The sequence below is a fragment of the Bifidobacterium [indicum] DSM 20214 = LMG 11587 genome (genome assembly GCF_000706765.1).
Lineage (GTDB): Bacteria > Actinomycetota > Actinomycetes > Actinomycetales > Bifidobacteriaceae > Bombiscardovia > Bombiscardovia coryneformis.
In genome coordinates, this window is record NZ_CP006018.1 from 575,130 (window position 1) to 599,300 (window position 24,171).

At 61.3% G+C, this 24,171-nt stretch carries 21 protein-coding genes; 16 read left to right on the forward strand and 5 right to left on the reverse strand.

Annotation, left to right across the window (positions count from 1 at the left end):
• Positions 1-47 precede the first annotated feature (47 nt).
• On the forward strand, positions 48-998 hold the full coding sequence (locus BINDI_RS02090) for a cation diffusion facilitator family transporter (protein ID WP_033489829.1): 951 nt from the start codon (positions 48-50) through the stop codon (positions 996-998).
• 116 nt (positions 999-1,114) lie between these two features.
• Here the strand turns inward: BINDI_RS02090 and lexA are convergent, their stop codons facing one another.
• A complete protein-coding gene (lexA, locus tag BINDI_RS02095) occupies positions 1,115-1,894 on the reverse strand; it encodes a transcriptional repressor LexA (RefSeq protein ID WP_496196046.1) in 780 nt (259 codons plus the stop codon).
• A gap of 181 nt (positions 1,895-2,075) precedes the next feature.
• On the opposite strand from lexA, the gene BINDI_RS02100 reads away from it, so the two are divergent.
• Together BINDI_RS02100 and nrdR are read left to right on the forward strand one after the other, a co-directional pair.
• Positions 2,076-2,447, forward strand: a complete 372-nt coding sequence (locus BINDI_RS02100; RefSeq protein WP_237742961.1) for a LysM peptidoglycan-binding domain-containing protein — start codon at positions 2,076-2,078, stop codon at positions 2,445-2,447.
• Positions 2,448-2,704: 257 nt separating this feature from the next.
• Positions 2,705-3,184: a transcriptional regulator NrdR gene (gene nrdR, locus BINDI_RS02105; protein ID WP_033489831.1), complete on the forward strand. Its 480-nt coding sequence runs from the start codon at positions 2,705-2,707 to the stop codon at positions 3,182-3,184.
• A 77-nt stretch (positions 3,185-3,261) separates the two neighbouring features.
• On the opposite strand, the gene BINDI_RS02110 is transcribed toward nrdR, so the two are convergent.
• Entirely contained in the window at positions 3,262-5,532 is a 2,271-nt protein-coding gene (locus BINDI_RS02110) for a HelD family protein (RefSeq protein ID WP_033489832.1), read from the reverse strand.
• Between the two features lie 507 nt (positions 5,533-6,039).
• On the opposite strand from BINDI_RS02110, the gene mraZ reads away from it, so the two are divergent.
• The 12 genes from mraZ to BINDI_RS02170 all read left to right on the forward strand — a co-directional run bounded on the left by mraZ (position 6,040) and on the right by BINDI_RS02170 (position 20,470).
• Entirely contained in the window at positions 6,040-6,582 is a 543-nt protein-coding gene (gene mraZ, locus BINDI_RS02115) for a division/cell wall cluster transcriptional repressor MraZ (protein WP_033489833.1), read from the forward strand.
• Positions 6,583-6,611: 29 nt separating this feature from the next.
• Complete coding sequence (gene rsmH / locus BINDI_RS02120) at positions 6,612-7,727, forward strand: 16S rRNA (cytosine(1402)-N(4))-methyltransferase RsmH (RefSeq protein ID WP_052108876.1); 1,116 nt, start codon at positions 6,612-6,614, stop codon at positions 7,725-7,727.
• Entirely contained in the window at positions 7,727-8,194 is a 468-nt protein-coding gene (ftsL, locus tag BINDI_RS02125) for a cell division protein FtsL (protein WP_033489834.1), read from the forward strand. The genes rsmH and ftsL overlap by 1 nt, the downstream gene beginning before the upstream one ends.
• Positions 8,191-9,975, forward strand: coding sequence for a peptidoglycan D,D-transpeptidase FtsI family protein (locus BINDI_RS02130; RefSeq protein ID WP_052108674.1), 1,785 nt, complete (start codon positions 8,191-8,193; stop codon positions 9,973-9,975). Before ftsL ends, BINDI_RS02130 begins: the two co-directional genes overlap by 4 nt.
• 47 nt (positions 9,976-10,022) lie before the next feature.
• Entirely contained in the window at positions 10,023-10,901 is an 879-nt protein-coding gene (locus BINDI_RS02135) for a hypothetical protein (RefSeq protein WP_033489835.1), read from the forward strand.
• A 9-nt stretch (positions 10,902-10,910) separates the two neighbouring features.
• Positions 10,911-12,425: a UDP-N-acetylmuramoyl-tripeptide--D-alanyl-D-alanine ligase gene (locus tag BINDI_RS02140; protein ID WP_148301962.1), complete on the forward strand. Its 1,515-nt coding sequence runs from the start codon at positions 10,911-10,913 to the stop codon at positions 12,423-12,425.
• Positions 12,426-12,499: 74 nt separating this feature from the next.
• A complete protein-coding gene (gene mraY / locus BINDI_RS02145; protein ID WP_033489837.1) occupies positions 12,500-13,603 on the forward strand; it encodes a phospho-N-acetylmuramoyl-pentapeptide-transferase in 1,104 nt (367 codons plus the stop codon).
• A gap of 87 nt (positions 13,604-13,690) precedes the next feature.
• Positions 13,691-15,124 (forward strand): UDP-N-acetylmuramoyl-L-alanine--D-glutamate ligase, encoded by a 1,434-nt coding sequence (gene murD, locus BINDI_RS02150; RefSeq protein ID WP_033490784.1) that lies wholly within the window; start codon positions 13,691-13,693, stop codon positions 15,122-15,124.
• Positions 15,108-16,337 carry an FtsW/RodA/SpoVE family cell cycle protein gene (locus tag BINDI_RS02155; protein ID WP_033489838.1) on the forward strand — a complete coding sequence of 410 codons (1,230 nt, stop codon included), beginning with the start codon at positions 15,108-15,110 and terminating at the stop codon, positions 16,335-16,337. Before murD ends, BINDI_RS02155 begins: the two co-directional genes overlap by 17 nt.
• A 14-nt stretch (positions 16,338-16,351) precedes the next feature.
• Positions 16,352-17,572: a UDP-N-acetylglucosamine--N-acetylmuramyl-(pentapeptide) pyrophosphoryl-undecaprenol N-acetylglucosamine transferase gene (locus tag BINDI_RS02160; RefSeq protein WP_052108675.1), complete on the forward strand. Its 1,221-nt coding sequence runs from the start codon at positions 16,352-16,354 to the stop codon at positions 17,570-17,572.
• A gap of 196 nt (positions 17,573-17,768) precedes the next feature.
• On the forward strand, positions 17,769-19,445 hold the full coding sequence (locus tag BINDI_RS02165) for a UDP-N-acetylmuramate--L-alanine ligase (RefSeq protein WP_033490787.1): 1,677 nt from the start codon (positions 17,769-17,771) through the stop codon (positions 19,443-19,445).
• Positions 19,442-20,470, forward strand: coding sequence for a cell division protein FtsQ/DivIB (locus BINDI_RS02170; RefSeq protein ID WP_237742962.1), 1,029 nt, complete (start codon positions 19,442-19,444; stop codon positions 20,468-20,470). Before BINDI_RS02165 ends, BINDI_RS02170 begins: the two co-directional genes overlap by 4 nt.
• A 4-nt stretch (positions 20,471-20,474) precedes the next feature.
• Here BINDI_RS02170 and dtd read toward each other — a convergent pair whose 3' ends face one another.
• Complete coding sequence (gene dtd, locus BINDI_RS02175) at positions 20,475-20,948, reverse strand: D-aminoacyl-tRNA deacylase (RefSeq protein WP_033489839.1); 474 nt, start codon at positions 20,946-20,948, stop codon at positions 20,475-20,477.
• Between the two features lie 198 nt (positions 20,949-21,146).
• Between dtd and BINDI_RS02180 the strand changes: the two genes are divergently transcribed.
• Positions 21,147-21,431: a hypothetical protein gene (locus BINDI_RS02180; protein WP_033489840.1), complete on the forward strand. Its 285-nt coding sequence runs from the start codon at positions 21,147-21,149 to the stop codon at positions 21,429-21,431.
• Positions 21,432-21,612: 181 nt separating this feature from the next.
• Here the strand turns inward: BINDI_RS02180 and BINDI_RS02185 are convergent, their stop codons facing one another.
• Both BINDI_RS02185 and BINDI_RS02190 read right to left on the reverse strand, forming a co-directional pair.
• The gene (locus BINDI_RS02185; RefSeq protein ID WP_033489841.1) at positions 21,613-22,512 is read right to left on the reverse strand and encodes a carbohydrate kinase family protein; all 900 of its coding nucleotides are present in this window, start codon (positions 22,510-22,512) and stop codon (positions 21,613-21,615) included.
• Positions 22,513-22,668: 156 nt separating this feature from the next.
• Complete coding sequence (locus tag BINDI_RS02190) at positions 22,669-23,883, reverse strand: ROK family transcriptional regulator (protein ID WP_033490789.1); 1,215 nt, start codon at positions 23,881-23,883, stop codon at positions 22,669-22,671.
• Positions 23,884-24,171: the final 288 nt, after the last annotated feature.

Sequence of the window (24,171 nt, forward strand, 5' to 3'; positions counted from 1 at the left end):
GTGTCCTGGGGTTCGGGCGTCGTGAGGCTTATATTTGGAGGTGTTCGATGGCTGAAGATGCTGTATCCAGTGGGTTCCACGATGGGCACCAGGCTCCTGCCGGTGCCAAACACCGCAAACAACTCTTGATGACCCTGGCCCTGACGGGGAGCGTCTTCCTGGCAGAGGTGGTCGGGGCGATAGTCACCAACAGCCTGGCCCTTCTGGTCGATGCGGGTCACATGATGACCGATATGGCCGTCCTTATTGCATCCACGGTGACCGCGATCCTGATGGAGCGGCGCCCGACCTCCAACAGGACTTGGGGCTGGTCGCGACTGGAGGTCATCACCTCGGCAGGGGGCGCAATTGTTCTCCTCCTGGTGGGAATCTATGCCATCGTCGAGGCCGGGATACGCCTCTTTGTGCCGAATCAGGACCAGGTGGAGGCTATGGGGCTCCTCCTGTTCTTCGGTGTTCTGGGACTTGCGGCCAATCTGGGGTCCATCTTCGTTCTGTCGTCCAGTCATGACGACAACCTGAATATGAAGGCGGCCTTCCTGGAGGTCATGAACGATGCACTGGGTTCCGTGGCCGTCATCATTTCGGCTGTGGTCATGCTCCTGACGGGGTGGAACGGGTTCGATGCCGTTGCTGGTGGTCTCATTGCCATCCTGATGATACCGCGTGCCCTTTCACTGCTTTCGAAGAGCATCAGGGTCCTCCTTGAGGAGCCTCCCCAGGGACTGAACATGGATCATGTCCGAGAGCATCTGGAAAAGGTACCTGGTGTTCTTGAGGTGCACGACCTGCATGCCAACAGTGTCTCCAGCGGTTTGCCCCAGCTCACCGCCCATGTGATTGTGAATACCGACTCCACCACTGATGAAAACGAGCAGATACTGACCAGTATGCAGAAATGTCTGCGAACCCACTTCCCGGTTTGCGTCGAGCACACCACGTTCCAGATTGAGCCCCAGGGTCACCAGGACCTGAGTGGTGAACGCCTGAGCATGTGAGTGAGATCCGGTGCCGTCCCAGGTTGTGGTCCAAGACGGTCCTTGATTTCCACTTGTGCCTGTAAGATTGGCCCCCTCCGACCGCAATGGTCGGAGGGGGCCAATCTTCTATCTCGTCAGACCTTGCGCAGGACGGTTACCACCTTGCCCATTATCTTGGCATGGGTGCCGTCGATGGGGGAGTAGGACGGGTTATGGGGGATGAGCCACACATGGCCCTTCTCGCGCCGGAAGGTCTTGACAGTAGCCTCATCGTCAAGAAGCGCAGCCACAATATCGCCGTTCTCGGCTTCCTGCTGCTGGCGCACCACGACGAAATCACCGTCGCAGATTGCTGCGTCCACCATGGAGTCTCCGTGTACTTCCAACATGAAAAGCTGCCCGGTACCGGTCAATCGCTCGGGCAGCCGCATGACATCGTCGACATGCTGATCGGCCAGGATGGGCTGCCCGGCCGCAATCCTGCCCACCAGGGGAACGTCGTGCGAACCGACAATGGCCTCGTCCGTGTATTGGTCCGGAAAGGGGATGACGGTGGATGATGCCTGTTTCTGCTCGGGTTGGTCGTGGACCAGTTCGATGGCCCTGCCCTTGTTGGCCGTAAGGCGGATGTACCCCAGATCTTCCAGAACCTGAAGCTGATGTTTTACCGAGGAGGTGCTTTTCAGTCCGGCGTTCTTGCCGATTTCACGATAGGAAGGAACGAAGCCACGCTCGGACAGGTGGGTTTTGATGGCCTGGAGCACCCGCTCCTGACGGTCCGTGAGCTGGGGCTGCTCTTGTGCATCGGGAGACGGAGCCGTAATCCCGTCATGCGTGGCGCTGGTTTCCTCGGCCGCTGTCTGACCAGTGAGTGAACCCATGCCTGTCTCGGGTCTGTATGGGACGGTGCTCACGACAGGCTCCTTTCCTAGTTGCTGCCGGTAATCGTATCTCAGCAAAAAGCAAAAATCAAACAAATGTTCGAATGGGGCTTGCCAAGTTCTCCGACCCATGCCACAATGAGAACATCTGTTCGATAGAACATTTGTTCGAAAGGGGCTTCTGATGACAGCTTGCAGTGCTACTAAGGTTCTCGTGCCGTCCTCTGCGTCGGGTCGGTCATCCCTGTACCGGCTCAATGGGTTGAAGCCAGCCGGTCATAAGGTGGAATCAAGGAGGATTCGACTGAACGCAAGAGGCAGGCTTATCACCTTCCTCCTGAGTGTGGCGCTCGTTTTTGCGGGACTCAGTGTCGGTGTCCAACATGCAGAGTCGACCACGGGTCCCCAGGAGGTCATCTCCTACACGGTTCGTCCGGGTGACACAATCTGGTCTTATGCAGCCTCGGTCACTCCAGCCGGAGGGGATGTCAGTGCTTCGGTTGACCAAATCATGCAGATGAATAATCTGTCCTCTCCCAGACTTCAGGTCGGTGACCGAATACTGGTCCCGGACAATCAGGCCTGATGTCCTTTTCGTTGCTTATCCGGCCGTTCTCTTGCCGGTGAGGAGGTACCCCTCGCTTGCCGATGTCCGCTTCGTTTTCGATTGAATGGGGTTGTTTGCGGATGGCGGTACGGATGGAGTGGGCGTGTTCTAATCCCTGAACACAAGATGTGGCGGCTCCTGCAGGCCCGCGTGATGGAAGTCGAAGGTTATGGTGATAGTGTCCAGTGTCGGCTCACTGCCTTATTTCTGGGCATGCAGGCGCTAAACTGGCAGGCATGCATTGTCCTTTCTGTCAGAATCCGGATACGAAGGTTGTGGATACCCGTATCAGTGAAGATGGTCACGCCATCAGACGTCGCCGTGAATGCCCGGAATGCTCCCGGCGCTTCACCACGGTCGAGACCTCCATACTCCTGGTGATGAAGAGGTCCGGTAATGCCGAGCCTTTCGACAGGGACAAGGTCATCACGGGTGTTCGAAAGGCATGCCAGGGCAGGCCCATAGATGAGGATGACCTCAAGCAACTTGGCCAGCAGGTCGAGGAGGATCTCAGGTCGCGAGGTCTCGCACAGGTCGACTCGGAAGAGGTTGGCAGGGCCATCCTCAAACCGCTTCGAGAGCTTGATGAGGTTGCCTACCTTCGTTTCGCCTCGGTATATCAGAACTTCGCTGGATTGGCGGATTTCCAGTCCGCTATTGACTCCTTGCGAGAAGAAGACGAATCCCCGGACCGACAGGAATCAATATCCGCCTGAAACCGGGATGGTCGTGCAGTCGAACCCACTGACTGCACGACCATCCTGCGTGGTACTGCCTAACCGGCCTTATCTGATTACAGGTCCAGAGACTGCGCGTCCTCGCTGGTCTGTATGACGACCAGCTTCTGTGTGGGGCGGGTCATGGCGACGTAGAGATCGGCCGCGGCCGTGAGCCTCGATGGGGCGTCGTCTTCTATTCGTCCGGGGTTGACCAGGACCACGGCATCGAATTCCAGTCCCTTGGTCTGGTTGGTTTCGGTCACCAGGATCTGGCGGTCCCACAGGGGTTGATCCTGTACGGCGGCGTATTCCGGGTTGGCCGCAGTGATCTGATCGACCAGGCGCTGGAGCGGCTGAACCATGCCGTCGGGTGCTATGACCGCGAGACGACCTGTTCCGTCATTGCCCACATATTCCCCTGCCAGGGAGTATATGCGATCGTGGGCCACTTCCATGAGCTGGTCCAGGGTGTCGACCCGCACCCGCTCGACGGCGTGATCAACCTGGCGAACGGCTTCCAGCGTGGATACCTCGAGACCCTCGGACCTGGCAAAGTCTGAAGCCAACTGAGAGACCTGGCTGGGATTGCGGTAGTCAATGGTGAGCTGGCGCAGGTCCCACTCCTCGGGGCCGAACAGTCGATCCATGGTCCGTTGCCAGGATCTGGTCCCTCCAAGAGCCGCGGTCTGAGCCACGTCTCCGACGATGGTGAAGGATCGCGAGGGGCACCGCCTGATCAGCATCCGCCAGTCCATGGCTGTGAGTTCCTGGGCCTCGTCAACAACGATATGACCGAAGACCCATTCGCGGTCGCCGGCAGCCTGTTGGGCCGCCAGGGCTTCTTCCGAGCCGTTGATGGAGTCCAGGAGCATCTGGGATGTGACGATGCCCGAACCAATTCCACTCTGGGCCAGGGTGTCGCGGGCGAACTGACGTTCCTCCTCCTTGCGTGCCTCCTCGGCCCGGCGGCGTTCATCTTCTCTGGGGTCGGGACCGAGGAGTTCCATGGCCTCATCGAGAATGGGGATGTCCGAAACGGTGAGTTCCGATCCGCTGGGCCGGGTCAGCTCTGATATGTCATCGTTGCTCAGCCATGGGGCGAACCTGCGCAGCCGGTCCGGACGTGACCAGAGGTTGTCCACCAGCCAGAGGGGGTTCATGGGCAGCCAGGCAAGGTTGAGGGTACGGCGGACCTTGTTGTTCATCCTGAGCAGGGAGGCGGCCCGGGCAAGCTCGTCCTCCTTGGGCTCGTAATCCAAACGTTCCGCATAGCGGTTGGTCATGGCCGCAAGAGCCGACCGGACGAATGTGGCTCGGGCCCGGTTATGCGGCTGACGGCTCCGGTGGGCATCGGTCAGGGCCTCCTCCAGATCGATGGCAAGCATGGGCACCGACACCCCATCCACCATGACCGTTGGCAGGTTCTTGGGGACCCGTTCCCGTGCGGCAACGGCTCTGGCCACCACCTGGGCCATTCTGTGATCGCCCTTGAGCATGGCGGCCCGAGGGGAATCATGGGCCTTGGCGCTGATGCCAGGGATCAAATCCGCCATGGTCCTGCTCAGTACGCCGGTCTCACCCAGAGAGGGGAGAACCTGGTCGATGTAATGCAGGAAGGCCGAACTCGGGCCGACCATCAACACGCCTGAGCGCTCCAGCATGCGCCGATGTGTATACAGCAGGTAGGCGGCACGATGGAGGGCCACTGCAGTCTTGCCGGTACCCGGTCCGCCTTGGACCACCAGGGGGTGATTCATGTCGGATCGGATGATTCGGTCCTGCTCCGCTTGGATCGTGGCCACGATATCGGTCATCCGCCCGGTCCTGCGGCTGGAGAGCGAGGCCATGAGGGCGCCCTCTCCGGCCAGGGTCCCCCTGTCGGCTGCCTGGCCCACCTCAGGTGCCTGGAGGTCAAGAATCTCGTCCTCGATGCCCGTGACCTTCCGGAAATTCAGCGTGATGTGACGGCGCATGACGATATCGCCATGGTTGGATGGCGTCGCTTCATAGAAGGGTCTTGCCGCCTCGGCGCGCCAGTCGGTGAGAATGGGCTCATGCTCCTTGTTGAGCAGTCCGATCCGGCCGATGTATCGACGCTGGTTTTCGGTGGTGTCCAGACGCCCGAAGACCAGGCGGTCCTCAACCGCCCGGAGCTGGGTCAGCCTGTCCTCGTACATGGTGGCGAACGAATCGCGCTCGGTTCGCTGGGTGGGTGATCCGTATGAACCTGCCGCCCTGACCGCATCCAGTCGGGTCTGAGCCTGCTTCCGCAGGTCGTCCAACCGTCCGTAGGCCTTGTCCACCGCTTCCTGCTCTTCATGCAGCTGTGAGGAATAGCTTGACATGTGCTTCCATTTCTGTGGCGAATTTGCGGGTAGACCGCCGGTAATCAAAAAACCGGGCTACTAAATATACCGCTTGACCTATACCTTTCCCTGTATTCCGCCACCTTTTGGCCGGAATCGATATGAACCTACGAGGATGGTCTCCGTGGTGCAGGCATCCTCATTGGTTGCCTGGGGAAGCTCGCCACCGCTATATGAGCATCGAGCGGGACGGTCACAGCAGGTGCAGGAGAAAATCGCCGTCGTGGATTCCCCCATCGGAGCCGGGAATCCGATTGTCCGGGACCGGTAGGAGGAGCTGTTCCGCCTCGGTTTTCACGACTTGCAGGAATCGGGAAGAAACGCCGTGTGAAGTCATTTTTGGTGTCAAAACCCTAATTCGGTGTCCATTTGGCACATTGGTGGTGATTCATGGTGATTCGTGGGGTAAAGTGGGGAACGTTGTGAATCGGGGCGCCTTTCTGAATGGGGAGTCCCCTCGGTGCTCGTTGCATAGGAGGTGGGGAAATGGCTGACAGGCCACTTGAAGCGACCCCACCGGTCCAGGACCTGGAAACAGGCCGAAATGGCAACGGAAATGATCAGGATGTACTGCAGGGCGCGGCCCTGCCGCCCCTCCTGCTGGGCACTTACACGCCCAAGATGGATGCCAAGGGCCGCATGGCCCTGCCGGCAAAGTTCAGGACCGAGTTGGGTCAGGGTCTGGTCATGACCAGGGGGCAGGAGCGATGCGTCAGCCTCCTTCCCGTGGACGAATTCCGTCGGATGGCCGTGAGAATCCAGCACACCTCCATGGGCAACAAGGCCGCCAGGGACTATCTGCGCGTCTTTCTTTCGGGTGCCGTCGACCAGACCCCGGACAGGCAGGGTCGCATTCTCGTGCCGCCCATGCTCCGCGATTATGCACGGCTCACCTCGAAGGTGGTCGTGATCGGTGTGGGCACCAGGGCCGAGATTTGGGATCAGGACGCCTGGCAGACCTATCTGGACAGCAAGGAGCAGGGGTACTCCGACATTGCAGACGACGTTCTGCCGGCGGTGGACTTCTGATGGGCGCCATGGAAGAGAACCGGCGACAGATGACCGGCAGGCCCGACCAGGAGGCTGTTGACAGGGGACAGGTGCACCAGCCTGTGCTCCTCCAGACCTGCCTCGACCTTGCCGCCCCTGCTCTGGACCATCCCGGAGCCACGGCGGTGGATTGCACACTGGGATTGGCCGGACACGCCACGGCCTTCCTGAAGGCTTGCCCCCAGGCCAGGTTGGTGGGCATCGACCGTGACAGGGAGGCGCTGGATCTGGCCACCGGCAGGATGCACGATGCGGGTCTGGCCGACAGGTTCATTCCGGTCCATGCCGCCTTTGACCAACTGGATCAGGTCTTGTCGGAGGCCGGGATCGGTCAGGTCGATCTGGTCTTTATGGACCTGGGTCTCTCCTCTCTGCAGATAGACCAGCAGGACCGGGGTTTCAGCTATCGCCAGGATGCCCCCCTGGATATGCGTATGGACACCGACCAGGATCTGACCGCGAGTCGGATTCTTGCCGAGTACAGCCAGGAGGACCTGACCAGGATTTTCAGCGCCTATGGGGAGGAACGTTTCTCCGGCCGCATAGCCCGGGCCATCGTTGATGCGAGGGACAAGGAACCCCTGACCACCTCGGCGCAGTTGGATGACCTGGTCGACAGGACCGTGCCCAAGGCCCACAGGGCTCCGGGCAATCCGGCCAAGCGGGTTTTCCAGGCTCTCCGAATCGAAGTCAACGGTGAGCTGGACAAGCTGCAGCGGACCCTTCCGCAGGCTGCTCTGAGACTGGCCCAAGGAGGGCGCTTGGTTGTGGAGTCCTACCACTCCCTGGAGGACCGCGCCGTCAAGAGGTTCATGGGGGCCGGTCTGCATGTGGACCTGCCTGCCGGCATGCCTGTGGTCCCTGAAGAGGCCAAGCCCTTCTTCAAGGATCTGACCCACGGTGCCATCAAGGCTGACCGTCAGGAACTCGACATGAACCCACGTTCCGCTTCGGTGAGACTGCGGGCCGTGGAATTGACCGGCCCCATTCCCGAGGAACGGCGCAGGGAAATGGAAACCCTGTCCAAACACACTGACTTCGCTGACTCCAAGACCCGGAAAGGGAAGGGAAGGGGCCGTTCGGGCCCCGCCGGGTCCGTACACGCTTACAGAAGGGGATTGTGATGGCATCGGCAGCTCGTACCGTGCGCTCCAAGGCGACACCGGGCAAGGGTCACCCGCAATCGCAACCCATTTCGACCCGTCCTGAACTCAGTCTGATCAAGGGTGGCCGGTCCGACGACAGGAGCGTGGCGGAGGGGGCCAGGAAGGTCATCTCCTGGACCCGCAACCGTGGTACTCCCATGATGCACATCCTGGTGGCGGTCATCTTCCTGGCTGCCTCCATGTTCGGATCCCTGATGCTCCGTACCCAGATGATCCAGAACTCCTTCGAGGCCACCCGGGTCCAGAACTCGATCAGCAACCTGACCCAGGATGTTCAGGACGACCAGAACCAACTGGACCAGCTCCAGGCTTCCCTGCCCGATAAGGCCCAAGAACTCGGTATGCAGCCTCAGCAGGGCCTGAATTCCATCGATCTTCAGGGATACCAGGCTCCTTCCATAGACGCGACGGGCGGTCAGCAGTGAGCCGCAGATCGGGTACGTCCATCTCGTGGCGTCGTCCTTTCTGCCGCAGGTCGCTGGTGGTGGGCCTGGTCTTGGTGATTGTTGCGCTGGCGGCCCTTGGCAAGCTGGCTTATATCCAGCTGTTCGACGGTCGGTCCATGGCTCAGGCTGCGGCTGAAAGCCGCACGGTTCCGCACACCATCAAGGCTCAGCGGGGGCGGATTCTGGATGTGAATGGGCGGGTGCTGGCCCAGAGTCTGGAGCGGTACACGATTGTGGGCGATCCGAAGGCTGCGGCTGATTTCGTCCCCATCGACTGCACCAAGAAGACCAAGGAGAACTGCCACAGTATCGGCGGGAACCCGGTTGGGGCCGATGGAGCGGCAGGCGTGGCGCGTCTTCTTGCGCCCGAGCTGAACATGAATGCCATGGAGCTTGGCGGCAAGCTCAGTGTGCCCGGGCGTTATGTGATTCTGGCCAAGCAGGTCACCCCCGAGGTCAAGCGCTCCATCGACAAGCTGGGGCTGGCCGGTATCATCACGGCCGAGCTCAGCAGCGAGCGCACATACCCGCATGCCGACCTGATGGGTTCACTGATAGGCGGCATCGACGCCGAGGGCAAGGGTGTCGCCGGCCTGGAGCAGCTCGAAAACAGACAGTTGACGGGCAAGGATGGATACGAGGTCTACCAGCAGGGGATGCTGGGCCAGCAGATTCCCGGCACCGTGACCAGGTCCAATCCGCCCGAGAACGGCAAAGATGTGAGGCTTACCATCGACCAGGATGTGCAGTGGTACGTCCGCCAGGCCTTGAAAACCGGTCGTGATCGATTCCACGCGGACTGGGCTCTGGCAGTGGTCCAGGATACCCATACCAACCAAATCGTGGCCTTGGCCGACACCGATGACTATCTGGCAGGCAGCGATGATGCCAAAATCCACTCATCCCGTGCCGTGGCCGAGACCTTCGAGCCTGGTTCCATCGGCAAGACCATCGCCATATCGGGTATGCTCCAGGAACAGCTGCACACCATGTCCGACAAGTTCACCGTGCCGGACCACATCACCGTCGACAACCAGCAGTACAAGGACGCCTTCGACCATCCCACTGAACACTGGACCCTGGCTGGCATACTCCAGAATTCCTCCAATGTGGGCATGGTCATGGCAGGCGACAAGTACCCTGACCAAAAACGCTATGACTACCTGACCAGGTTCGGCATAGGCCAGCCTTCCGCTTTGGGGCTGCCCGGCGAGTCCAAGGGCCTGCTGACCACGCCTCAGACCTGGGACCGCCGTACGCGCAACACCGTTCTCTTCGGTCAGGGCTATGCCACCAATGCCATCCAGCTCACCAACGCGGTCGCCACCTTGGCCAACAAGGGGGTGCGCTCCGACCAGTCCATCATCCTCAGCGAGGGGAAGACCAACGCCAACCAGGTCAGGGTGGTCGATGAGGCGGTGGCCGCCTCGCTGATGAACGGCATGGAATCGGTGGCCGAGCTCTATCAGAACACGGCCAGGGTCGAGGGGTACCGGGTGGCTTCAAAGACCGGTACGGCCGAGGTGGCCGATAACTCAGGTAAGCTGACCGGCATCATCAGCGACTGGGTGGGAGTCCTCCCGGCCGACGACCCCCACTTTGTGGTCACCGTGGTCCTGAAGAACCCCAAGAGCAGCGACGGTGTCTTCGGTAGCATCACGGCCGGCCCGGTCTTCGCCCAAATCGGTGAATTCCTTATGCAGAAATACCGGGTCCCCGCCTCCTCGCCGAGAACCGATGCTATCCCGGTAGAATGGTGACACCGGCGGGCCACCGTCGAATTCCCGAGCAAAGGAGAGATTGAAGAATGAGCGCGTTGAGCGAGTCAATCTCCCGAAGAATGACCCTGGGACAGCTCAAGGGGAGGTATGGGCTGACCCTGATTCCTTCGTTTGCGGAACCCGTCACGGTCACATCCCTGGCCAATGACCTGGTATCAGTGCGTCCCGGCAGCCTCTATGTGCCGGATGGGGAGGCAGACCAGGGCATGGTGGACGAGGCCGAGCGCAGAGGCGCCTATGCCGCCCTCCTGCCCTCCACGGATCGGCACAAGATACGAAATGCTCAGATTCCCCTCCTGTTTGGCAATATGCTTCCTTCCCAAATGGGACAGCTCCTTTCCACTGTGGCGGGTGATCCTTCCAGTTCCCTGGCCGTCTTCGGCCTGGTCGGGTCTGATGTGTACGGCGGGGTGGATACCCTGGCCGAATTCCTGCATGTCCTGGGCAATCCGGTGGGGGTCATCAGCGCCCACGGTTCCTATTCCCTCGATCGCGAGCTGAATTTGGACTACCCGCTGAGCATGTTCGACATCCAGCGTTGTCTGTCCATATACCTTGAGGATGGCGCCGCCGCGGTTGTCATATCGGTGGGGGAGGAGACCCTGCAGAAGGATGCCCTCCGGTCTGTCGACATGGACGTGGTGGCCCTGGGTGAGCAAGAGGCTTCCGCCAGCGATCTGCGACGTGCAAGGATGCTCTCCCATGCCCGACGATTCGGATTCGGCCTGGGCGGGCGGACCACTGTGGCACGGCGAACCGACGATTCGGATTCCCTGGCCAGGCAGTCGGTGCTCCCGGGATCGCCCTTCGAGGATTTGTCCCTGTGCATAGCGATGACCATGGCCGCCGGGGTCAAGCGCAACAACATCAGGAGCGCCCTGCGTGTCTCCCGCGAAATGTCCTGAGAGGTGAGGATGAGTCAGTGTGTTCAGGCAGGGACCATGCCCATGACCCTGCAGGAGGTAGCTCGGAGTGTGTCGGGCCGTCTGATTCCCGTCGAAGGTTCGGAGCCGATTGAAGGTGGCGCCGCCCAGTCCGTATCGCTCCGGGTGGTCTCAGATTCACGGCAGGCAGGGGAGGGCTCCCTCTTTGTGGCCATCCATGGAGAACGGGTGGACGGGCATGATTTCCTGCCCGGGATGGGTGCCCGTGGAGTGTGCGCCGCCCTGGTGGACCACCCGGTTTCCGGGGCTGACCTGCCGCAGATTCTGGTGGATGACACCATCGAGGCTCTGGGGCTCCTGGCCAAGCGCAATATTGAACTGCGCCGGGCGGCGGGTACTGATTTCACGGTCATCGGCATCACCGGTTCTGTCGGTAAGACCACGACCAAGGACCTCCTGGCCTCCCTGCTGTCAGCACTGGGGACGGTCGTGGCTCCGGTCGGTTCCTTCAATAATGAGATAGGACTGCCGCTGACAGCCCTGCAGGTGGGTGAGGGGACGCGGTTCCTGGTGGCCGAGATGGGGGCCAACCATATTGGTGAGATAGCACATCTGACCAGGATTGTTCCCCCTGACCTGGCCCTGGTCCTCAAGGTGGGTGTGGCCCACCTGGGCGAGTTCGGCTCGGTGGACCGCATAGCCCAGGCCAAAAGCGAGATGGTCCAAGGACTGGTCCCTGGAGGGCTGGCCGTGCTCAACGCCGACGATTCACGTGTTGCTGCCATGGCGCCTCTCTCTCCGGGCGGTGTCCTCAGGTTTGGCATGAACGAGGAGTCGTCTGATTTGGATGCCCGTGCGACCGATGTGGTCAGGGATGGCCTGGACCGCCCCTCTTTCACGCTGACCTTCGCCGGAGCCGATCCTGTCCGCGTCCACCTGGGCATATCGGGCATGCACAATGTGATGAACGCCCTGGCTGCGGCTGCGGTAGCCCATCATCTGGGTCTGGACCCCGATGCCATTGCCGAGGGTCTGGGCCGGGATGCCAGGATCAGCCCACACCGCATGGCTGTGGGAACAGTATGGACCGACAGGGCGGGATTCACCCTGATTGATGACTCCTTCAACGCCAATCCCGATTCCATGCGGGCCGGGCTGGATGCCCTGTCCACCTGGCAGGGAGCCGGGAACCAGGGCAAACCCTACCGGGTCGCGGTCCTGGGCGTCATGCTGGAACTCGGTGACCAGTCGGCGCAACTGCATGAGCAGATCGGTGCTTACTGCCGTCGGATCGATCTGGATGCCCTGGTTGCCGTGGGCTGTGATGATGCATCAGCAAACGACCTGGTTCGAGCCATGGTTCGGGGGGCCGGCGGAGAGACCGGGGGGTCCGATGTGCCCATGCGGGTCATCTATACGCCCGATGCGAACCGGGCCGGAGAGACGGTAGAGGGTCTGGCCGCAGAGCATCCCGGAGCCCTGGTCCTTTTGAAGGGGTCGCACATGTCCGGCCTTTCGGCCCTGGCAGACAGGTGGCAGGGCTGAGGTATGGGTAAGCTGGAGACCGGTTTTCAGGCGAAATCGTTCACGGACATGATCCAAGAGTTGGAGTACACACAGTGATAGCCCTCATCATAGGAATTCTGGTCTCCCTGGTGGTCACGCTGGCTGGCACCCCTCTGCTGATCAGGTTGGTGCACCGTCTTCACTACGGGCAGTACATCCGCCAGGACGGTCCCCAATCCCACCAGATCAAGAGGGGGACTCCGACCATGGGCGGAGTGGTCATTAACCTGGCCATCCTCCTCGGGTGGGCCGCTTCCGCGCTTTACCGCTACTTGTCGCGGGGAGAGACTCCATCCCTCTCGGCCATGCTGGTCCTCTTCGCCATGCTCTCCATGGGCGGGCTGGGCTTCATCGACGATTTTGCCAAGGTCCGCAAGAAGCAGAACCTGGGTCTTTCCGTCAAGGCCAAGTTCACCGGGCAGTTCATCCTGGCCACGATCTACGCCATCCTGGCCCTTCAGCTCCCCACCAAGAACGGCTTTCCCAGCGCCCAGGCCGGGATATCCTTCGTGGAGCATCCCATCATCAATTTCGAGGCGGCGGGCCATGTGGTGGCCATCATCCTCTTTATCATCTGGGTCAACCTCCTGATGACGGCCTGGAGCAATGCCGTCAACCTGACCGATGGCCTGGACGGCCTGGCTTCGGGCAGTTCCATGATCGCCTTCACCGGGTACACCGTCATCGCCTTCTGGGAGAGCTACCACCTCAAGGGATCAGGGCATCCCGGCCATTCCTATGCTGTTTCGGACCCCCTGGACCTGACCATCATCGCCTGCTGTGCGGCCGTGGCCTGCTTCGGCTTCCTCTGGTACAACACCAATCCGGCCTCCATCTTCATGGGCGACACGGGATCCCTGGCCCTGGGCGGGCTCTTTGCGGCCCTTTCCATCGCCACCCACACCGAGCTTCTGGCGGTCATCCTGGGCGGACTTTTCGTGATCGAGACCGCTTCGGATGTAATCCAGGTGGGGTATTTCAAACTGACCCATAAGCGTGTCTTCAAGATGGCACCCATCCACCACCACTTTGAATTGCTGGGATGGCAGGAGTCCAAGGTTGTGGTCCGGTTCTGGATGATCGACCTGATTTTCGTCCTCCTGGCCCTGGTCCTCTTCTACGTGGACTGGGTGGCCCGGTCCGGCCTGCCCATCTGAGCGGCTGAAATTGCAGGGTATCGGTCCACCGGCGGCCGGAACCACACCCAGGAACCGCCGGTCGAGTGAAACGGGGTGTTTCCCTTCATGGACATGAGCGACAAGCGGGTACTGGTCGTAGGGTTGGGCATCTCCGGCAGAAGTGTGGCCGAAGCCCTTCGGGGACGTGTGGCCGCCGTGACCACCCTGGACCAGAACGTGGCCGAGGCCGACCTCCGGGACTTCGAGTCCATCGACTGGGGCCAGACCGACCTGGTTGTGACTTCACCGGTCTTCAACCCGCGCACTTCCTTCATTCTGGAAGCGCAAAGGCGGGGCATTCCGGTGGTGAGCGAAGTCGAGGCGGCATGGCGTATGCGGGTGAACAGTACGCGGACCGGAGCCCCGGCACCCTGGATAGGCATCACGGGCACCAACGGGAAAACCTCGACCACACAGATGGTTTCAGCCATGATGGAGTCATCGGGCATGCGGGCACCAGCGGTCGGCAACATCGGCAAGGCCGTCTCGCAGGCTGTTCTTGATCCTGCAAATGATGTGCTGTGCGTCGAGTTGAGTTCCTTCCAACTCCATTTCACCGAATCGCCGGCCCTGGAGTGCGCAGCCATCACCAACCTGGCTGCCGACCACCTGGACTGGCACGGCGGGTTCGAGCAGTATGCCGCCGACAAGGCCATGATTTACGAGGGTGTGCGTAAGGCCCTGGTCTACAACGCCGATGATCACCGGGTGTGTGCCCTGGCCGACCAGGCCCATCCTGCTCCCGGATGTGCCAAGGTGGGATTCACTCTTGGTGCCCCCGAGCCAGGCCAGATCGGCGTGGACGGAGGCTGGGTCGTCGACATGAGCGGTCTCGGTGGAGGTCAGCCGGGACTGGCCGAGCGCCTGGTCGCCCTTGCCGACCTGACCCACCTGTGCGAACCGGACGGGACCGTCTATCCGCATCTGCTGGCTGATGCCCTCTGTGCCCTGGCCCTATGCCTGGGTGCGGGCGCCGATAGGGATGCCGCCCTGGAGGCCATGCGGGTCTTTGCGCCGGGAGATCATCGAATCCAGACCGTGGCCAGCCTGGGGTCCGGGGCGGAGGCCATCAGGTTTGTGGATGATTCCAAGGCCACCAACGCCCACGCTGCCAAGGCCTCCCTGTCCAGCTACCCGGACGGCTCAGTGGTCTGGATTGCCGGCGGCCTGGCCAAGGGAGGTCGGTTCGAGGACCTGGTACGGACCCAGGCCAGGCGGATGGCAGGCGCCGTCATCATCGGCAAGGACCAGACCACCATGCTTCAGGCCTTCGAATCCGAGGCTCCGGATATCCCCCTGACCATCATCGACCCGGACTCCGAACAGGATGTCATGGGCAGGGCCGTTCGGGCCGCCGGAGATTACGCCCACCCCGGTCAGGTGGTCCTCCTGGCACCGGCCTGTGCCTCCATGGACCAGTTCAAGTCCTATGCCGACCGTGGTCGAAAATTCGCTGACCAGGCCAGGAGGTGGGTGAAGGCTCATGGCGAAAACCGCTGACCCGAACAAGGACGACAGGAGCAAGGGCAAGGGAGGGGCACGCGACCCATATCGGGGCTGGCGGGCCATCCTGAATCCGGTCTGGTGCTATAACGGGTTCGTTACCTCGGTCATGGCCACCACGGTCTTCGGTCTGATGATGGTCTTCTCTTCGTCCTCGGTCGATCTGGTGGCCCAGGGCAGTTCTCCCTGGAGCCAGGTGATTCGACAGGCCATCTACTGCCTGGTCGGCCTGGCCTGCGCCTTCGTTGCCCAGCGCATCAAGGTGGAGAGTTATCAACGTTGGTCGATGGCATTCCTGGTTTTCAGCCAGTTTACACAGCTTCTGACACGTACCCCACTGGGGCGCTCGGCAAACGGCAATCAGGGGTGGATATCAATCGGCGGCATCTCCATGCAGCCGGCCGAGATGCTCAAGCTGGCCTTGTGCATCTGGCTTCCCCAGGCGCTGATAGTGGCGCAGCACGAGATTCGTGACGGGAAGGATCCCGCCCATCCCTGGACACCATATCTGAAACCGATTATCGGATTTGTACTCAGTTTCGGCCTGATCATGCTGGGCAAGGACCTGGGTACGGCCATGATCATCGTCATTATAGGTTTCGTGGCCTTCTTGGTTTCTGGTTTCCCCCTGAAGTGGCTCCTGAGTCTGGCCACGCTCGGCCTGGCCGGAATCGTCGGCTTCTCCGTCATGGGGAACGGCAACAGGACCCAGCGCATCCTGGCGGCCTACGGGGAGTGCTCGGCCGATGACATTCAGGGAATCTGCTACCAATCCATACATGGACTCTATGCCATGGCCTCCGGTGGACTCACCGGTGTAGGGCTCGGCAATTCCAGGGAGAAGTGGAATTACCTGCCCGAGGCGCATAACGACTTCATCTTCGCTGTGATCGGCGAGGAGCTGGGCTTCTTCGGTGCAGTCCTGGTCATCGTGGTCTTCATCGCCATGGGATGGTGCATGTTGCGCATCGCCCTGACCACCGAAAACAGGTATGCCGGTATGGTCTTGGTCTGCCTGGATGTATGGCTGGTGGGTCAGGCCCTGATCAACATCTGTGTGGTCCTCGGACTTCTCCCGGTCATCGGTCTGCCGCTACCCTTCGTCTCCGCAGGCGGTACGGCTCTGATCATGTGTCTGGTTTCGGCCGGAGTGGCCCTGAGCATGATTCGTACCCAACCGGATGTCAATGCCATTGCTACGGGGGAATGAGTAGAATCTTCACCATGATTGACGAGGACCGAACTGAAGTGGCAGAGCAGAGGAAAGAGGCCGGAAAAGGGCCTCATGTGGTCTTGGCCGGAGGCGGCACTGCCGGGCATGTCAACCCCCTGTTGAGTGTGGCAGCTGCCCTGCGGAAGGAATGTCCCCAGGCGCACATCAGCGTCATCGGCACTGCCGTGGGTCTGGAGCATGAACTGGTCCCTGCTGCGGGATTCCCCCTGGAAGTAATCGAAAAGGTGCCCTTTCCCCGTCGGCCCAACCTGGATGCCCTGAGATTCCCTGTGCGTTGGTGCAGGGAGGTCGGTAGGGTCAAGAAGATTCTCCGCCGCCAATCGGCCGATTTGGTTGTCGGTTTCGGTGGGTACGCCGCGGCACCGGTATACCGGGCGGCCAGGGTGATGGGCATCCCCATCCTGATTCATGAGCAGAATGCCCGGGCCGGCATGGCCAACAAGCTGGGAGCCCGCTGGGCAGACTATGTGGGAACCGCATACGGGCACACGGGCATCAAGGCCCGTCCCGGCGCTCCGGTCGAACGTGTCGGTCTGCCCCTGAGGCCGGCCATTGCGGATCTGGTCGACAGGATGGAGCGCGATCCCCGATCCGTCCGGGTCGAGGCAGCGACACGGCTGGGCCTGGATCCGGACCGGAAGGTGATTCTGGTGACGGGTGGCTCCCTGGGAGCAGCCAGTCTCAACAAGGCCGTATCCGCTTCCGCAGGGAGGCTTCTGGAGCTGGGGCAGGTGATTCACCTGACCGGTCGCGGCAAGGCGGAACAGGTGAGCAGGCGTGTGGTCGGCGACCTGGGCGAGGGAGTGGTCACCGATCTGGATCCGGCGCATCGTGGGTCCGGTGATTACCACATGGCCGAGTATCTGGAGCGCATCGACCTGGCCTTTGCCTGTGCCGATCTGGTGCTATGCCGGTCCGGTGCAGGCTCCGTCAGTGAATTGACGGCGCTGGGACTGCCTGCGATTTACGTTCCCCTGCCGATCGGCAACGGAGAACAGCGGTTCAATGCCCAGCCTGTGGTCGAGGCAGGGGGAGGGGTGATGGTGGGCGATGCCGACCTGACTCCTGCTTGGATTAAAGACCATGTGCCCGACCTCCTGGCCGATGAGGACGCGCTTCGGACCATGCGACGACGTTCATGGGAATACGGTATCCGTGATGCCGCTCAGGTCATGGCTTCCCGGATCCTATCCACGGCCGGGAAGGGCTGATGTCCACCCCAGGTCCATGCCTGGAAACGGCTTCCCCTGCGTACAGGTCTGCCGCCATAATGAAGTCAGTATGAATCGTCCGAGGAGATGTATCTTGCCCAGCAATGATCGTAGGAATCCAGCCACAGGGAACCAGTCGGCTCAGGCCATGGACTCGTCGGTGCCGACTTCGGATTCTCCGTCCCTGTGCTCGGGTGTGACGCAAGGCGCTCAGGGTGCCGACTCGGCAGGGCTGGATCCGACCCGTGATTCACTGGTCGGATCGGGAATCATCGACCCTCGGGCCCTGGGTGCGACCCACTTCATCGGTATCGGGGGAGCCGGTATGAGTGTTCTGGCCGAGATGCTCCATGAGACCGGTGTCCAGGTTTCGGGTTCCGACAGGCAGGCCAGCGAGAAGACCGAGCGTCTGGAGAAGCTGGGCATTACGGTTCACATAGGTCAGAAGGCCGAGAATGTGCTGGGTGCCCGGACCGTGGTCTGGTCCAGTGCCATCAAGCCGGATAACCCTGAGATTCTGGCGGCCCGAGCTCAGGGCTCCAGGATCCTGCACCGCAGCGACATCCTCGCCCTCCTGATGGCCTCGCGGCGTTCCGTGACCGTCGCAGGTGCTCACGGTAAGACCACAACCAGCGCCCTGACCGCCCATATCCTGACTGAGGCCGGAACAGGTCGGCTCGCCGATCCAAGCTACGCCATCGGGAGCTCCATCCAGTCGGCACAGGGGGCCATCGACGGCGGACATGTCGGGCAGGGTGACGTGCTTGTGGCGGAGGCGGACGAGTCGGACGGCAGTTTCAGCAAATACCACCCCACCATTGCCATCGTTACGAATGTGGAACCCGACCATCTGGACCATTATGGAACGCCGACCGCCTTCCGCCAGGCCTTCGTCGACCATGCCCGCCGTGCCGAGGGGTACCTGGTCATCTGCGGTGACGACCAGGGGGGACTGGATGTTCTCAGGGACCTGGATGGGGATTGCCGGGCCAGGATTGTGGTCTACTCGACCGGGACGCGTTCGCAGCTGGGGGAGGAGACCCTGGAGGGGGCCAGTCTGGTCAGAATCGTATCCGAGTCGGAGGCCAGTGGATCCGGGCGTGAACGGTGCACCCTGCGGATTCCTTCCAATCTCCTGGACCTGAATGCAGGCGGGTCGGGAACCGATACGGGGAGGTCCGGTGGTTCAGGTGATTCCGCAGGCCGGGGGGATTCGACGGACCGAACGGTCGACATCCCCGTCGACCTGGCCATACCCGGCCTGCACAATGCCAGGAATGCCGCTGCGGCCATCATCGCCTGCACCCTTCTGGGTATGGATCCCCAGGCCGCAGCCAGGGCGGCGGGGGACTTCCGTGGCGCTTCCAGGAGGTTTGAAGTCAGGGGGGAGATAGGCGGCGTGACCCTGGTGGACGACTACGCCCACCATCCCACCGAAATCGCAGCCCTTCTGGATGCCGCCCGCAGGCGGTATCCGAATCGGGTCATCCGGGTGCTCTTCCAACCCCACCTGTTTTCAAGGACCCGGATCTTCGCCGACCAGTTCGCTGCAGCCCTGAGCCAGGCGGACGATGTGACCGTGACCGGTATCTTCCCTGCCCGGGAGCGCCAGGAGGACTACCCGGAGGTTGGCCCTGATACCATCCTCCAGGCCCGACGATCCGCGAAGGCGGAGGATGCACCGGGGCACCAGGCCGACTTCCACGCATGTGAGGACATGAACCAGGCGGCTCTGGATGTCGCTGACCGGGCTCAGCCCGGTGATGTCATCATCACGGTCGGGGCCGGTGACATCACAACCATGGGGCAGGTCATCCTTGACCGGCTGGCCTCCAGGTCCGAGGGCCGGGACCGGAGAGAGGGCGCACGGTGACAACCCGCAGAGTCATCAGCTCACAGGACCCGAAGGGGCAAGAGGGGTCCAAGCGGTCGGTCAAGTCCGGAGGACTGATTTCCCGCCGGGGGAAGACCAAGGGGAAGACACCGGCTGATGTCGACAAGTCGTCCGCCCGCACCATTAGCTCAACCAAGAAAAGCAAGACCGACGACTTCGTCGACGCCAGGAACATGCCCTCCAACCAGGCGGTATCGAACCGTATCGGGGCCGACCAGGATCAGCAGGGCATGGGGGTCTTCGTCCGTCCCAAGGTCATCGATTTCCAGGCCAGGGTCCAAGAAAAGAAGTCGGTCAATCGCCGGGTCGTCCTTATCCGTACCGGTATCTCCGTCCTGGTGCTGGCCCTTGTTGCCGCCCTGGTCTGGCTTCTCTTCATCTCGCCCGTCTTCAGGCTACATGCCGAGGACATCGAGGTTTCGGGCGGCAATGCCTGGGTGAACAACGAACGGGTGGAGACAATCGTCAAAGGGCAGGGTGACCGGTCCCTCCTGTTGATTTCGACGGGGGCGATCGAGCGGGACATCGGCGGTATGGCCGGAGTGACCGACGCCCAGGTGCACAAGCACTTCCCCCACGGTCTTCGTGTGACCTTCAACGCCCAGGAGCCCACTGCAATCCTCAAGGATTCCAACGACACCATGACTGCCGTGGACCGGGAGGGGCGGGTGCTCAACACCGTCGACAAGCCTGTCAATGACATTCCCATCATCCAGGTGTCCAACCTGGAACACGGCAAGAGCGACCTGGTGGTCAAACAGACCCTTCGGATACTCTCCGCCATGCCTGAAACGATGCGCCACTCCGTGACCAAGGTGACGGCCGACACCCAGGATTCCATCACCACCGAGCTGAATAATGGTGAGCGCGTGATTGTCTGGGGCGACAGTTCCGATCTGAAACTCAAGCTGGCCGTCGTGGATAAAATCATCAACGATCCCAGCAAAATCGGAGACAAGCACCAGCTCGATGTCTCCGCGCCCCTCAGGCCCATAGTCAGATAGGTGCCTACATCAGTTCGTCGGTGTCCAGGAGGATGGTCACAGGGCCGTCGTTGATGAAGTCAAGCCGCATATGGGTGCCGAAACTGCCGGTGGACACCTTGATTCCGTATTCTGACAGGGCCTGATTGAAATCCTCCCAGACCGCCTTGGCGTGGTCCGGCTTGCCGGCTCCTATGAAGCTGGGTCGGTTGCCGCGGCGGATATCGCCGTAGAGGGTGAATTGGGAGATCGACAGAATCTGCCCCCGGCAGTCGAGTACTGACCTGTTCATCTTGCCTTGTTCGTCCTCGAAGATCCTCATATTGACGATCTTCCTGGCTGCGTATGCCACCTGGTCCGGGCCGTCCTGATCGCTGACCGCCACCAGGAGCAGAAGTCCCTGGTCGATCTGTTGCGGAGCAAACCCGGTGTCTGGACGGCCCTGTTCGTCCACTACGTTCACGCGACCCCGGGTAACCCGCTGAATGACGATTCTCATGGTTACCAGTCTAAGGGCCGCCGCCTGACTACGTTGGCTGGGTCCTGTGGGGGAGGGCACCCGGTGAACTGACGGTGCCGATAACGAGGTTGGTGCCCGTGTCTGCATCTCTGACTGCGGGTGTCAGAGATGCAGACAGTTTCGATGTCTTCGCTCCGGCTAAGCCTTTGGTAAGAAATAACTTGTATTTGTCCACGAATGGGTAAGTTTGACCCCATGAAATACCAGGATCCGGCAGATGTCGTCCTGCGCTCGCCCCGCTATTCCGGCCCTGAGTCGCCCGATCAGTACCATGCCCGCATACGTACCTTACTTGAAAAACGCAAGGATCAAGTGCTCTACCAGCTCGATGACCCCAGCCTGACCCCGCCCCGTCGCGACAGTCTGGTCGCCCAGTACCGTCAGATAAAGGCCGATATCGAGTCCATCAGGCTGGACGCCCGCGAATCCCTCTGTGCTGAACTCGAACGGAAATACGCATGACTTCGCTCGGGCACGTAAGGGCGGTGAATCCATCGGGCGGTTTGGATCGCTGGATTTGACGGGATAGGGTTCCCGTCGGCCAGGGGTGGCGAGGCAGAGCCAAGTGAAAGACGAAGCGGTGGCAGCTATTGCCACCCCGTCCCAGTTACAAGAGGCAGGTCGGGGAGTGGTTCGTCGGGATTCAGCGCCCTTCCTGGGCCAGGTAATCGGGAATCTGGTCGGGGTATTCCGGCCAGGCACCCTGCTGGGAGCAGACGAAGGCCGCCGTGTTGACGGCTGCACGGTGCGCCTGGACCAGTGAGGCCCCCAGGAGACGGTTGATGGCGAAGGTGCCGGAGAAGGCGTCCCCGGCACCGACCGTATCGGCGACTTTGATCTTGGGGGTCCGGATGCGGGAGGTCTCGCCATTCGAAAGGTAGATGGTGCTGTAGTCGCTGCCCGCCGTCAGGACGATGGTGTTCAGGTGGTACTCGTCCATGAACCACTGGCAGAGTTCGGCATCCGTATCCCCGGGGATCTTGAACATGTCACGCAGAAGCACCAGCTCCTCGTCGTTGAGTTTGAAGACCGTTGCCATGTTCAGAAGTTCGTGAATCAGGTCCGGGGAGTAGAAGGTGCCACGCAGGTTGATGTCGAAGAACCGCATGGCATCGGGTCGGGTGACCTTCAGGGCTTCCAAGCCGGCCTTGCGGGATTCGTCGCTGCGCAGGGCCAGGGTTCCGTAGCAGACCGAGTCGGCCTTCCTGGCAAGAGCGGAGAGCTCGTCGGTGCACCTCAGATGGTCCCAGGCCACGTCCGGCTTGAAGATGTACTGGGGGATGCCCTCGTTCAGTTCCACCTCGACCGTGCTGGTGGGATGGTCGTTGTGTTGCAGGATGGCCTTGACCCCGGCCTCCTTGATGGCCTCTTCCAGTTCCCGTCCCAGGTCGTCATTGCCCACGGCGCTGAAGGCGTACCCGTCAGCGCCGTTCTTCGTGGCGTGATAGCTGAAGTTGACGGGGGCCCCTCCTGCACGCTTGCCCGAGGGCAGCACGTCCCAGAGGAGTTCGCCGATGCTGAGGACTATTGGTTTTGCGGCCATGGTCTTCCTTTCCTGATGGTGTTCTTCAGATTGATGGTGTTTTTCTTACGGATGGTGCCTGTACGGTAGGTGCGCCGGCTGGGGGCGATGTTCGTGTTTGAGCCCCTCTGTCGGTCAGAGCAGTAGATGTCGCGAAGAATGGCCTCGCATGGTTTCTCATCCCATTCCTCCCAGGCTTGAGGGGTGCTCCAGGAACTGGTTGGCGGCCACGGCGGCGGCCCCGGTCAGTGTGGCATCCGCGGGGAGGTCCGACAGCAGAATCTCGGTGTGGTCCCGTACTTGGGGGAGGGCCCGTGCGGACACCAGGCTCTTGACCCGGTCCAGCAGGGGTTGGCCAGCCTGTGCCACCAGGTCGCCGATGATGATCTGCGCGGGATTATATGCGTTGACGATGGTGACGCATCCGTAGCCTACGTAGTCGGCCACCTGGTCGAGGAGCGCCATGGACGTCCTGTCGCCTTGGCGGGCCATGGTGAAGAGGAGGTCACAGGCCTCCTTGTGGGTCATGGCCGCCAGTCCGGGGAAGTGGTCCCCCTGGTTGGTTCTGCCCATCAGGGTGTGTATGGCCACGGCCGAGCAGTAGCACTCCAGACATCCCCGATTGCCGCACTCGCAGGCGGTTCCGTTCATGTCGATGCTGACATGGCCGATTTCCGTGGCGGCTCCCAGGTTCCCATCCACCGGATTGCCCTGGTCGATGACTCCGAGGCCGACGCCCTCGCCCACCAGGTAATAGGCCAGGCTGGAGCCTGCGATGCGGGAATCGAAGAGACTCTCGGCCATGGCTCCGGCCCGGGCGTCCTGCTCAATGAAGGTGGGGACTCGGAAGGCTTTGCCGAACTCCTTGATGAAGTTGATGCCGCGCCAGCCCTGCATGCTGGTGACAACCGCGATTCGACCCTCTTCGCGTAGATAGGGTCCGGGTACGGCCATGCCGATGGCCACAATGGAGGGGTCTTCGTCAAGCAGGCCTCGGATGCGTCCGCGAACCTCCTCGACGCAGTCCTCCACGTTCTCATCGGCCACTGGAGGCAGCTCCTCCATGCTCAGCAGGTGCCCACCGATGTCGAATACCGCAATCTGGACCAGGCTGCGGGCGAATTTGACTCCGATGACCTGGTAGCGTTTTGCATTCAGTTTGAGTCCAATGGAGCGGCCATGCCCTCCGGAGGTCATTTCGCCAGTCTCGCTGACGATGCCGGCGTCGATGAGTCGGCCGACCAGCTTGCCCACTGCCGGGGCGGTGAGGTTGAGTTTCCTGGCGATGTCGGCCCTGGAGCTGATTCCATCGGCATGCAGGCTGTGCACAATCCTGGACTGGTTGAGTTCGGACATGGCTGCAGGGGTGCTGGCAGGTCTGGTATGGCGCATGTCCGCCTCCTCCTTGAGTTGGGCCAACGGAAACCGCTCATGGTTTTCTGGTCCAGACGAATTAACGACGTTTATAGATTAACACCGTTTAGGCAAACTGTCGACCGGCTGGTCGCTTTGCTCGCAGCAAGGCGGCCGCCGGCCTGTCTCCATGCAGGTAGGGTTTCCCATAGACGGATTCGAACGCCCGTTATTTAATTTAACGGTTTGACAAATTAACTCGACTGCTCTACCGTTGTCCGATAGGGGGAGTTCTGACTTCCGCTGAATACAGTTTCATACGCAAAG

Bases quoted from the DNA above. Each gene is read 5' to 3' on its own strand.
- BINDI_RS02090 (WP_033489829.1), top strand. From the start codon at position 48: ATGGCTGAAGATGCTGTATCCAGTGGGTTCCACGATGGGCACCAGGCT.
- BINDI_RS02135 (WP_033489835.1), top strand. From the start codon at position 10,023: ATGAGCGCGTTGAGCGAGTCAATCTCCCGAAGAATGACCCTGGGACAG.
- rsmH (WP_052108876.1), top strand. From the start codon at position 6,612: ATGACCGGCAGGCCCGACCAGGAGGCTGTTGACAGGGGACAGGTGCAC.
- BINDI_RS02155 (WP_033489838.1), top strand. From the start codon at position 15,108: ATGGCGAAAACCGCTGACCCGAACAAGGACGACAGGAGCAAGGGCAAG.
- dtd (WP_033489839.1), bottom strand. From the start codon at position 20,948: ATGAGAATCGTCATTCAGCGGGTTACCCGGGGTCGCGTGAACGTAGTG.
- mraZ (WP_033489833.1), top strand. From the start codon at position 6,040: ATGGCTGACAGGCCACTTGAAGCGACCCCACCGGTCCAGGACCTGGAA.
- BINDI_RS02185 (WP_033489841.1), bottom strand. From the start codon at position 22,512: ATGGCCGCAAAACCAATAGTCCTCAGCATCGGCGAACTCCTCTGGGAC.
- BINDI_RS02190 (WP_033490789.1), bottom strand. From the start codon at position 23,883: ATGCGCCATACCAGACCTGCCAGCACCCCTGCAGCCATGTCCGAACTC.
- BINDI_RS02160 (WP_052108675.1), top strand. From the start codon at position 16,352: ATGATTGACGAGGACCGAACTGAAGTGGCAGAGCAGAGGAAAGAGGCC.
- ftsL (WP_033489834.1), top strand. From the start codon at position 7,727: ATGGCATCGGCAGCTCGTACCGTGCGCTCCAAGGCGACACCGGGCAAG.
- BINDI_RS02110 (WP_033489832.1), bottom strand. From the start codon at position 5,532: ATGTCAAGCTATTCCTCACAGCTGCATGAAGAGCAGGAAGCGGTGGAC.
- murD (WP_033490784.1), top strand. From the start codon at position 13,691: ATGGACATGAGCGACAAGCGGGTACTGGTCGTAGGGTTGGGCATCTCC.
- BINDI_RS02180 (WP_033489840.1), top strand. From the start codon at position 21,147: ATGGGTAAGTTTGACCCCATGAAATACCAGGATCCGGCAGATGTCGTC.
- BINDI_RS02140 (WP_148301962.1), top strand. From the start codon at position 10,911: ATGAGTCAGTGTGTTCAGGCAGGGACCATGCCCATGACCCTGCAGGAG.
- nrdR (WP_033489831.1), top strand. From the start codon at position 2,705: ATGCATTGTCCTTTCTGTCAGAATCCGGATACGAAGGTTGTGGATACC.